This is a genomic window from Mesorhizobium sp. M7A.F.Ca.CA.001.08.2.1 (assembly GCF_003998455.1).
In the GTDB taxonomy this organism is placed as follows: domain Bacteria; phylum Pseudomonadota; class Alphaproteobacteria; order Rhizobiales; family Rhizobiaceae; genus Mesorhizobium; species Mesorhizobium ciceri.
The window spans coordinates 1-772 of record NZ_RZPW01001323.1 but is presented as its reverse complement, the minus strand read 5'-3'; the positions used below and the strand labels follow the sequence as shown (position 1 = coordinate 772).

General features: G+C 61.9%; 2 pseudogenes. Both read left to right on the top strand.

Annotated elements, in window-relative coordinates:
- Positions 1-230 (top strand): annotated as a pseudogene (locus tag EN914_RS37155) (phosphonate ABC transporter, permease protein PhnE); the annotation flags it as partial.
- Positions 231-232: 2 nt separating this feature from the next.
- Positions 233-772, top strand: a pseudogene (locus EN914_RS37150) (phosphonate ABC transporter, permease protein PhnE); the annotation flags it as partial.

Sequence of the window (772 nt, the reverse complement as noted above, 5' to 3'; positions counted from 1 at the left end):
CCTACACGCTGCTGCGTGTTGAGATAAATGTCCGCATTTCCACCATCATGGGCGCGGTCGGCGGCGGTGGTATCGGCGAGGAGTTGAAGCTGTCGATCTCGCGCGGCTTCGGCGCCAAGACGATAGCCCTCGTGCTGCTCCTGTTCACGACGATCTTCATCGTCGACCAGTTCTCCGCCTGGCTGCGCCGCAAGCTGGTCGGCGAGCAGGCTTTCGTGATGAGCGCTTGACCATGGCCACCATGACCGCCGATCAGATCCAGTCGATCGAAGAGCGCTTCCCGCAGGTATTCCAGCGGCCGTTCCACAAGCGCTTCGGGCCGCTGATGCTGCTTGGCGGCATCTTTCTCTACCTGCTGTACGCATTGTGGTTCTTCAACCTGCCGCAGGTCATGCGGGAATCGCACTGGGAGCGCCTGCCGCTGTTCCTGACCCAGTGGATCAGCTACGATGTGCAGCCGATCTTCCGCCTCGACGAACCGCAGATCACTGCCAAATATCCACGCTTCTCGGTGCTCGGCCCGAACCCGGATCCAGACTGGGTCAAGACCAATGCCGATGGTTCGGTGACGATCCTGATCGACGGCACCGCCAAGTCGATTACCTTCACCAAGACGCAAGCGACGATAATTGCCAACGGTGAGACCGTTGCGGTCGCACTCGGCACCGGCAAGCCGCTGATCTCGGGACCGGTTCCCGGCTGGATCACCGCGCATGAGGATGAGGTGGTCGCCGACATGGGCTTTGCCGGCGAGGCCCGCGTCGCCGTTGAC